The sequence below is a fragment of the Paracoccus hibiscisoli genome (assembly GCF_005048265.1).
Classification (GTDB): Bacteria; Pseudomonadota; Alphaproteobacteria; order Rhodobacterales; family Rhodobacteraceae; genus Paracoccus; species Paracoccus hibiscisoli.
On sequence record NZ_SUNH01000053.1, the window covers coordinates 1 to 9,035 of the forward strand.

Consider the following 9,035-nt stretch of genomic DNA (forward strand, 5'->3'; position numbering starts at 1 on the left):
CCACGATGGCGTTGATCCCAGGGTTGATATCGTTGATCCGGTCCAGCGTCGTCGTCATCAGCTCTCGGGCCGTGACGGTTCCGGCACGCAGGGCAGCCAGTTGATAGGTCGCGTCATGTTTGATCATGCTGCACATTCTGTCCGGCCGCACGATGGGGTCAAGACATCATCAGACAGCGGTAACGTGGTGGGCTTACTTGTAGCTCACGATCAGACTTTGTCATGGACGTGCCCGTCTGTCCCGATGAACGTCCCTCCTTGCAGGAAAAGACCTGCGCGGGCGAAGGCGAGAAGCAGGGCGGCTGTTGCCCGATCAGGCGCGACCATCCGCAATCCTGATCTCCTCGTCATTGAAGCCAAACGAACGTAAAATCCGTGCTCACGTCACTGTCCAATTTCCGGGGATTGGCCCACACTACCATACCGCAGGCACGGTGTTGTCCGCGGCCACAGGGCTTCGACCACCCTTTCAGAACCTTCCGTCATAGCGCTTCATCACACTCAGCGTATGGCGACAGCATCGCTCCACCGCGTCGCGAAACTCGCTGAGCAGGGCATGATCGCCGGCAGGCATCTGTCGCACACGCTCAACCGCCTCGTTGAGGTTACCGATAATCGTCGTCGCCATCGCTTCTGCGCTGGCCGGGCCAAAGCGTCCTGCGAAGCCACAAGCGACCGCTTCCCGGGCCCAGTTCCGTCCTTCGATGTCTCGCCATTTTCTTTGGCTGTCCACATCGAATGCCAGATATGGGGTGATGTTCGGCCAAGCGTCCGCGCACATAACATCATAGATCGGGGCCAGCTCAAAAGCGTCACCGAAGATGTGAATGGAATAATTCTTGGCGTGGGCATCGGTATTGCAGCACAGCACGTTAAACACCATGCGATCCCAGAGCTTTTCGGCCTCGAGAGGGTTCAGCATCCTCAAACGCTCCATCATCTCGCGGAACTTGACCTTCTTGCCGCGATAGCCGGATCCGTGCTGATACTTGGCGCTGGGCGGATAGCCCAGGGCTTGGCAAAAATCCTCCTGGTGGCTTCTGCGCAGCTGCCGTCCATCCAGGACGCGGTCGTAGCGCGTCACAAGCAGATACGCTCTTGTGCCTGCGCGGCCCGTGGTCACCTCGGGCGCATCGATGCCGCATAGCTGCGCCAGGGTCAGGCAAAACGCTTCGTTCTGCACCCCTCCATTCAGCCTTGCCGAGTCCGGCTTCAGAATATGGCTCGAGGCTGCCCCGTTGATCGGAATGCCGAGGCGACCATCCTCGAATACCCGCACCGCAAGTTTCGTCTGAACGCCTGCCAAAGACATTGAGACCCCTTCGTCACCCGCCAGGAAGGGCTTGGCCGGCAATTCCTCTATGATGCGGGCCAGATCGTCCTGGCCGTCGATAGCAATAACGTCTGCGCCGCGCTCTCCCCGCTGGGCAAACGAAATGGCCCCGGACGTGTCGCGTCCGACCCTTTCCAGGATGGCCAGCACATCTTCGGAGGGGACATCGAGGTTGCGTGCCATCGCTCTGATGTCATCGCTGTTCTCGGGCAGCAGGTTGATGAGCCACGGGCCGAGTGTTGCCCACTCATGCCGTTCCTGGTTCAGCGGCATTCTTGATGACACCGGAAAGGCATCCGCCAAGGTCAGCCAATCAGCTGCATATTCGAAATACGGCGCGGCCTCGGTGGGTATCTTGATCTCACCGACCTGAATATCCTCGAAATAGAGCTTCATGAGGTCGTATTCCCACCGGGCAGTCGTCGCGATGACTTCTGCACAACGGCCGCACTTCCCAAGGGCGCAAACCCGAGCGCGTCCGCGATGCACAACGCAAGACCAAGGTGACTTTTGCCCTTGCCGTTCTCCAGCTCGCCAATAGCGCGCCGGTTGGCACCGACCAGCATTGCCAGCTTGTCTTGGGTGTAGCCAAGTTCGAGCCGGCGCTCTCTGATCCGCTGGCCGAACTGAGCTGCCAAGCGCATCTCCGATGCCGTCATCTGTCTCATGGGAAATTCGCCTCGCGAAAGAGCCGTGACTAACGACCTCGTTTGACCGCACGGGTGCGCGCAATGATACGTCATGGTAACACACGGCCATTGTTCATGCCAATGCTACACACACGTAACATCACCCGCCAGAAGCTTTAGGTGTTACCACATCGTAACACTAATCCAATGATGGCTGAAACGATATGAGCGCGTAACGTGAGCCTGCCTGTCGGGATGCTTGGAGGACTGGTTCTTAGGCACGCTGGTCTTCAGCAATGGGTCAGATCCCACAATCATCCGTGCCGCCACAAGACCCTTCGTGACCGTCCGATGGCAGTGGTCCAATATTCCATAGAACATCTCCTGGTTCCTTGGTTGGTGCTCTTCACTTTTCAAAGGCAAGTCTGGGTCTTGTCCGAAGAGCCAAGGGCACCTGGAATCAGATACTCGGGGATGAAGGGTGCACACTAAAGAAAGGCCACTCAGCTGTTAGCAGCCGAAAAAGCCGTGAAGTTTGCCTTTCTTAATGACTAATGCGGCCTCCTGTCGAAGGCGCATGCCTCCCGTGTGATGCAGGGCACGGATCGTGGCATGCGGGCATGGAAACATTGCCCGGTATCGCACCGGCAGCGGCGAGCTATAGTGCTCTTGGCGTATATCCACGATCAGTATTGGTCCAGTCTGAGCAGCTCTGACGGCCTGCGTCGTGGTGGCGCTTACATGGCGAAGCTGGCCCAAAATGCGTGCTTCCATTCCTGCGAAAGGATCGCATCATCAAGCCCTAGGATCAAACAGCGTGTCTGGCACACGACTCGTTCAGCATAATCCGACCACCTGACTTTCCGGGTGTCCTACATGGAGCGTCTGTTATGAGCTCCGATCGTGTCGTAATAGCACTAAAACGAGGAAGGTTCATTCATGCGACGTCCCATTGCTGCTCTTCTGGCTCTCGCTGTCGCCACCGGATGCGCGGTTGGTTCGGGTGCTGTCGTCCAGGGCGCCGGGCCTGACGACCTTCTGAAGCTCCGCAAAGGTCCGGGCCTCGAACATGCCGTAATTATCGGCCTGCCCGATGGGACGCGCCTCACCCGTCAGAATTGCGTCCCGAACAACGGCAGGGTCTGGTGCCGGGTCTTCCTGACAGACAGGCCCAGTGTGTCGGGCTATGTTTCAGCGGAGTATCTGGCGCATCGCTGACAGAGACGTAGGCCCAAGGCAGCGCACGGCCCATAGCGGTCGGACAACGCCGATAGATGCTGCAATGCAGTTTCCCGGAACCGGACGTTGGTGCAGGGCGCAGCGAGATCGATCGGGCCGTGACCGCGTTGCGGGACCTTTCGGTCATTCGCTGTGTCGGCTGTATTGCAGCTCTTCCTAACAGTTCAGTTTACCTCTGGATGGGAAACGGTCGCTCGCTGCGCCTCATACGAATGAACAGTTTTTGGCAGCATCGGCCTCGTTGAGGATGACGCGCTAGTCAAGCTCAGGTTGTTTATTTCACCCCGGCGTGGTCAGGATGCTATCCGCCATCGACTGAGCAGCATCTCGTAGAACTGTTCTGCTGCAGGTGACCGTCGGGAACCTGGCACGCGGACCACTCCCACGGTTCGCGTGACGTCAGGCAGTGTCAAAGGGACCGTGGCGATCGTGTGATGCGGGCCGGCGGGCAGCGCCATACGTGGCAGGGCGGCGACCCCCAGTCCGGCCTCCACCAGGCCAAGCGAGGTCGACAGATGCTGCACCTCAAAGAAGGGGCGCGGCCTGACATTGGCCTTCGCCAGCGCCAGATCCATGATCAGGCGGTTGCCGCTGGAGCGGCCCACGGTCACGAAGCGGTGGTCGGCCAGCTCCTCCCAGCTGACTGAGGTGCGCTCGGCCAGCGGATGATCGCGCCGACAGGCCAGCAAAAACGGCTCCTCGATCAGCGGATCGAAGGCCACGTCCGGGTCGTCCGCGCCCAGCAGGGTGATGCCGAAATCCACTTCACGGTTCAGGACGCTTTGAAGAACCTCGTTCGCGCCCGCATCTAGGATGCGAAAGCGGATCGCGGGATATTCAGCGGTGAAGGCGCTGATGACATCCGGCAGGAAGTAATAGGCCGCCGTCGGAATGCAGGCGATGCTGACCAGCCCCGAGCGCCGTTCGGCAATCTCGCGGACCGACATCAGCGATGTCTCCAGATCGTCCAGCAGGCGGCGCGCGCGGGGCAGGAAATCGCGCCCCACGGCGGTCAGCGACACACGCCGTGTGGTGCGCTCCAGCAGCGGCACGCCCAGGGTCGCCTCCAGCTTCTGGATGCGGCGGGTCAGGGCGGGTTGCGACAGGTGGATGGTCTCCGCCGCTGCGCGAAAGCTTCGCATCTCGGCGGTGGCGACGAAGGCGCGGACGTCCTCCAGATCGATATTCATGCGTCTCACACAACAATCATTAAGTTCATTGCATTTCACACATTCCCGCCGGTCTGGCAAGTCTGTGCCAACCGAAGGGCCTTGGCCCATGGCAGTTGCGGAGTGCCCAGATCATGCAAAGAATTCCCTGTGTCCTGATGCGTGGCGGCACATCGCGCGGCCCGTTCTTTCTGTCCGACGACCTGCCTGCCGACCCTGCGGCGCGGAACGCGGTGCTGATCTCGGCCATGGGGTCGGGGCATCCGCTGCAGATCGACGGCATCGGCGGCGGCAACCCCCTGACCAGCAAGGTCGCCATCGTCGGACGCAGCACGCGGTCGGACGCGGATGTCGACTATCTGTTCGCACAGGTGAACGTGGAACGCGCGCTGGTCGATACCGCGCCCAATTGCGGCAACATGCTGGCCGCCGTCGGCCCCTTTGCCATCGAGCAGGGGCTGGTCCCCGCCACCCACCCCGAGACGCGGCTGACGATCTTCAACGTCAATACCGGCAAGCGGATCGAGGCCATCATCCACACCCCCGGCGGCCGGGTCGATTACGAAGGCGATACCGCCATCGCGGGCGTTCCGGGCACTGCTGCGCCGGTGCGCATGGCGTTTCTGGATGCGGCGGGGTCCAAGACGGGCAGGCTGTTGCCCACGGGCCGCACGGCGGACGCCATCGACGGCATGACGGTCACGCTGTTCGACATGGCGGTGGCGGCGATGCTTGCGGATGCGGGTGATTTCGGCAAGACGGGCCGCGAGACGCCCGCCGCGCTGGATGCCGATGCGGCATTCATGGCCCGGCTGGAGGCGTTGCGCCGCGAGGCCGGGCGCCGGATGGGGCTGGGGGACGTGTCGCAGATGGTCATTCCCAAGCCGATCCTGCTGGCCCCCCCTGCCGGGGATGCCACCATCGCCGCGCGCTATTTCATGCCGCATGCCTGCCACACGGCAGTGGCCATCACCGGCGCGGTCTGCATCGCGTCCGCCTGCTGCACGCCGGGCACGGTTTCGCACCGGCTGGCGCGGCTGCCGGAGCCGGATGCCCAAGGGCGCAGGCGATTGATCATCGAGCATCCGTCGGGCCTGACCCCCGTCGAGATCGAGCAGGACCCTGCCACCGGGACCGTCACCCGTGCCATGGTCATCCGCACCGCCCGCCGCCTGTTCGACGGCTTTGTTCATGTTCGCGATCAGGTTGCCTGATCGTCTCGATTTCACGTTACCGAGGAGGAGACCCCGATGACACTGTTCAAGACCCCCCTGCGCGCCGCCCTGATGGTTGCCGCGCTGGCCCTGCCGCACAGCCTGGCGGCCCAGGATTTTTCCGGCGAGACCATCGAATGGACCATCCCCTTTGGCGTCGGCGGCGGCACCGATGTCTGGGCGCGCTTTTTCGCGCCGCAGCTGTCGCAGGCCCTGCCGGGGCAGCCCAATGTCGTGGTGCTGAACGTGCCCGGCGGCGGATCGATCACCGGGGCGAACCAGTTCGCGACCCGCGCGTCCAGCGACGGGCTGTCGATTCTGGGCACCTCGGCCTCGACGCAATATCCGGCGATCCTGGGCGATCCGCGGGTGCGCTATGATTATGCCGATTGGACGGCGGTGCTGGCATCCCCCACCGGCGGCGTGGTCTATGCCGATCCGAAATACGGCGTGACCGGACCCGACGGGCTGGGGACCCTGCGCGGAGAGGAGATCCGCTTCGCCAGCCAGGGCGCGACCGCGCTGGAGATGCCGGTCCTGCTGGCGCTGAAGATGATGGATCTGAACATCCGTCCCGTCTTTGGCATGGAAAGCCGCGGGGCCGGGCGCCTGGCCTTTGAACGCGGCGAAGCGGGGATCGATTTCCAGACCAGCTCGGCCTATCTGAACAGCGTGGCCCCGCTGGTCGACAGCGGCAAGGCCGTGCCGCTGTTTGCGATGGGCGTCGTCGATGCCGAAGGCAATGTCAGCCGCGACCCGTCTTTCCCCGACCTTCCGACCTTCCCCGAATTCTTCACCGAGGCCACCGGCGCCGCCCCCGAGGGCGAGGCCTATGAGGCCTGGAAGGCGCTGATGATCGCGGGCTATTCGCTGCAGAAGATGGTCGTGCTGCCCAAGGACGCCCCCGAGGAGGTCATCGCCGCCTATACCGACGCCGCCCGTCAGATCGTCGAGGCCCCCGATTTCCGCCAGCGCGCCGGAGAGGAGATCGGCGTCTATGAGCAGCTGGTCGGCGCGGAGGCCGATGCCGCGCTGCAGACCGCGCTGACCGTGGATCCGGCGATCCGCGAGTTCCTGACCACCTGGCTGTCCGAGGATTACGGCGTCCGGTTCTGATTGACAGGCGGGGCCGCGCTGGCCCCGCCACCAAGGCAAGTGGGGAGGAGACCACGATGTTCGATACTGCCCTTTTGGCACTGGGCCAGGTCATGTCCCTTGGGCACCTGTCCTTTCTGGTTCTGGGCGTGCTGGTCGGCCTGGTGGTCGGCATCCTGCCCGGCCTGGGCGGCATCGCGGGCATGTCGATCCTGCTGCCGTTCCTCTATGGGATGGAGCCTGCGGCCGCCCTTGGCATGCTGATCGGCATGGTCGCGGTGATCCCCACGGGCGACACCTTCACCTCGGTGATGATGGGCATTCCCGGCTCCAGCGCCAGCCAGGCCACCGTGCTGGATGGCTTTCCGATGGCCAAGCGAGGAGAGGCCGCGCGCGCCCTGTCGGCGGCCTTCACCAGCTCTCTGCTGGGCGGGCTGATCGGGGCGGCGGTCCTGTCGGTGGCCATCGTCATCGCCCGCCCGTTGGTCCTGTCCTTCTCCTCAGCCGAGCTGTTCATGCTGACGCTGTTCGGCCTGTCGATGGTTGCGGTCCTGTCGGGCCGCAGCCTGACCAAGGGCATCGCCGCCGCCGGTCTGGGCCTGGTCATCGGCACCATCGGCACCGCCCCCGCCACCGGTGAGGCGCGCATGACCCTGGGCATCGGCTATCTCTATGACGGGGTGCCGCTGGTCGTCGTGGCGATGGGCCTTTTCGCCATCCCCGAGATCATCGACCTGCTGAAACGCGGGACCGCCATTTCCGACAGCACCCCCCTGGGCGGCGGCTGGCTGCGCGGCATGCGCGACGTGCTGCGCCACCCCTGGCTGGTCGCGCGCTGCGCGAGCCTGGGTTGCGTCATCGGCGCGCTGCCGGGCCTGGGCGGCGCGGTCGTCGACTGGATCGCCTACAGCCATGTCGTGCAGACCAGCAAGGATCGCAGCCAGTTCGGCAAGGGCGACGTGCGCGGCGTGATCGCACCGGAATCGGCCAACAATGCCTGCCAGGGCGGCGCGCTGATCCCGACGCTGCTGTTCGGTGTGCCCGGATCAGGCGCGATGGCGGTGTTTCTGGCTGGCATGGTCCTCTTGGGCATCCAGCCCGGCGTGACCATGGTCGAGACGCGGCTGGACCTGACCTATACGATCATCTGGTCGCTGGCCCTGGCCAATGTCGTGGGCGCGGGCCTGTGCGTGCTGGCGGCACGGCAGGTGGCGCGGCTGACGGAGGTGCCCTTTGTCTATCTGGCGCCCTTCATGGTGATGATCGCCATGTTCGCGGCCTTTCAGGCGTCGCGGTCGATGGCCGATCTGGTCGCGCTGATCGTGATGGGCGGGGTGGGCATCTATATGCGCCGATTCGGCTGGCCGCGGCCCGCGCTGCTGATCGGTTTCGTGCTGGCGCCGGGGGCCGAGGGCTATCTGTATCAGGCCGTGCAGTTCTACGGCACCGACTGGCTGCTGCGTCCGGGCGTCATCATCATCGGCCTGATCACCGTCGTGTCGGTCTTTCTGGGCCTGCGTTACGGCGCCGAGGTCTCCAGCGAGGGCGACAGCGACGCCGCAGATCAGCAGACGCGGGGCCGCCAGATGGGCTTTGCCACGGTGCTGGTGGCCGTCGCCGCCTTCTGCCTGTGGGAGAGCATCGGCCTGAGCTTCCTCGGCATGGTTTTTCCGCTGACCATCGGCATCCTGGCATTGGCGGGGGCCCTGGGCGTGGTCTTCTGCATCCGCCGGGGCCGCGTGGCCGAGATCCATGACGACGATGCCAGCGCCGCGGTCGCGGGGCAATGGTCAGGGCGCGAGCTGTATCTGGTCGTCTTTGCTGCACTTGTCGGCCTGGTCTGGCTGATCGGGTTCGTGCCCGCGATGGCGGTCTTCTTCCCTGCCTTCCTGATCGTTGCGGGCAAGGCCCGCCCATTGCAGGCAGCCCTTTTGACGATCGGCGCGGTGGGCTTCATCAGTGGTATAACCTGGGCAATGACCCTGCGCCTGCCCGGTGGGATCATCCCGCCACTGCTGTTCTAGCCTCCTAGTTCGAGAATTTGTGTATGGCGGCCATTCCCGATGGCCGCCATTGTTCCTCGGCGCCTCTCTCCTCTCCGGAAGTGAGGCAATGGCTGCACAGACTGGACTGGTTGCCCCTTCTCCAAGCCACATCATGACCTCTGAAAACGACTTCGCTGCGGGGAGTTCGAGCGGCAGCATTATGGTGCGTTCTGTGGGTAATTAAGACCTGCCCCTCGGAGGAGACAAGGACCGAGCCGAAGGGTTCGTGTCCTTGGGCCAGCGCCTCGGCTGCAAGGTCGACGCAGCGCTGCAGGTGCCGGCGGTCGGTATCATCGATCATGGGGCCTCCT

7 protein-coding genes are annotated in these 9,035 nt (G+C 63.6%); 4 read left to right on the forward strand and 3 right to left on the reverse strand.

Going from position 1 to position 9,035, the window contains the following annotated elements; all coding sequences use genetic code 11:
* Positions 1 to 469: 469 nt before the first annotated feature.
* Positions 470 to 1,729, reverse strand: coding sequence for a HipA domain-containing protein (locus FA740_RS18675; protein ID WP_136858313.1), 1,260 nt, complete (start codon positions 1,727 to 1,729; stop codon positions 470 to 472).
* Complete coding sequence (locus FA740_RS18680; RefSeq protein WP_169306383.1) at positions 1,726 to 2,001, reverse strand: helix-turn-helix transcriptional regulator; 276 nt, start codon at positions 1,999 to 2,001, stop codon at positions 1,726 to 1,728. Before FA740_RS18680 ends, FA740_RS18675 begins: the two co-directional genes overlap by 4 nt.
* A 900-nt stretch (positions 2,002 to 2,901) precedes the next feature.
* On the opposite strand from FA740_RS18680, the gene FA740_RS18685 reads away from it, so the two are divergent.
* Positions 2,902 to 3,180 carry an SH3 domain-containing protein gene (locus tag FA740_RS18685; protein WP_136858315.1) on the forward strand — a complete coding sequence of 93 codons (279 nt, stop codon included), beginning with the start codon at positions 2,902 to 2,904 and terminating at the stop codon, positions 3,178 to 3,180.
* A gap of 314 nt (positions 3,181 to 3,494) precedes the next feature.
* Here FA740_RS18685 and FA740_RS18690 read toward each other — a convergent pair whose 3' ends face one another.
* Positions 3,495 to 4,391 (reverse strand): LysR family transcriptional regulator, encoded by an 897-nt coding sequence (locus FA740_RS18690; RefSeq protein WP_169306384.1) that lies wholly within the window; start codon positions 4,389 to 4,391, stop codon positions 3,495 to 3,497.
* 113 nt (positions 4,392 to 4,504) lie between these two features.
* On the opposite strand from FA740_RS18690, the gene FA740_RS18695 reads away from it, so the two are divergent.
* From FA740_RS18695 to FA740_RS18705, 3 genes are read left to right on the forward strand one after another with little or no spacing between them, the layout of a single operon-like run.
* Entirely contained in the window at positions 4,505 to 5,584 is a 1,080-nt protein-coding gene (locus FA740_RS18695; RefSeq protein WP_136858317.1) for a 4-oxalomesaconate tautomerase, read from the forward strand.
* Between the two features lie 36 nt (positions 5,585 to 5,620).
* Positions 5,621 to 6,700, forward strand: a complete 1,080-nt coding sequence (locus tag FA740_RS18700) for a Bug family tripartite tricarboxylate transporter substrate binding protein (RefSeq protein ID WP_136858318.1) — start codon at positions 5,621 to 5,623, stop codon at positions 6,698 to 6,700.
* A gap of 56 nt (positions 6,701 to 6,756) precedes the next feature.
* On the forward strand, positions 6,757 to 8,703 hold the full coding sequence (locus FA740_RS18705) for a tripartite tricarboxylate transporter permease (protein WP_136858319.1): 1,947 nt from the start codon (positions 6,757 to 6,759) through the stop codon (positions 8,701 to 8,703).
* The last annotated feature ends 332 nt before the right edge of the window (positions 8,704 to 9,035 follow it).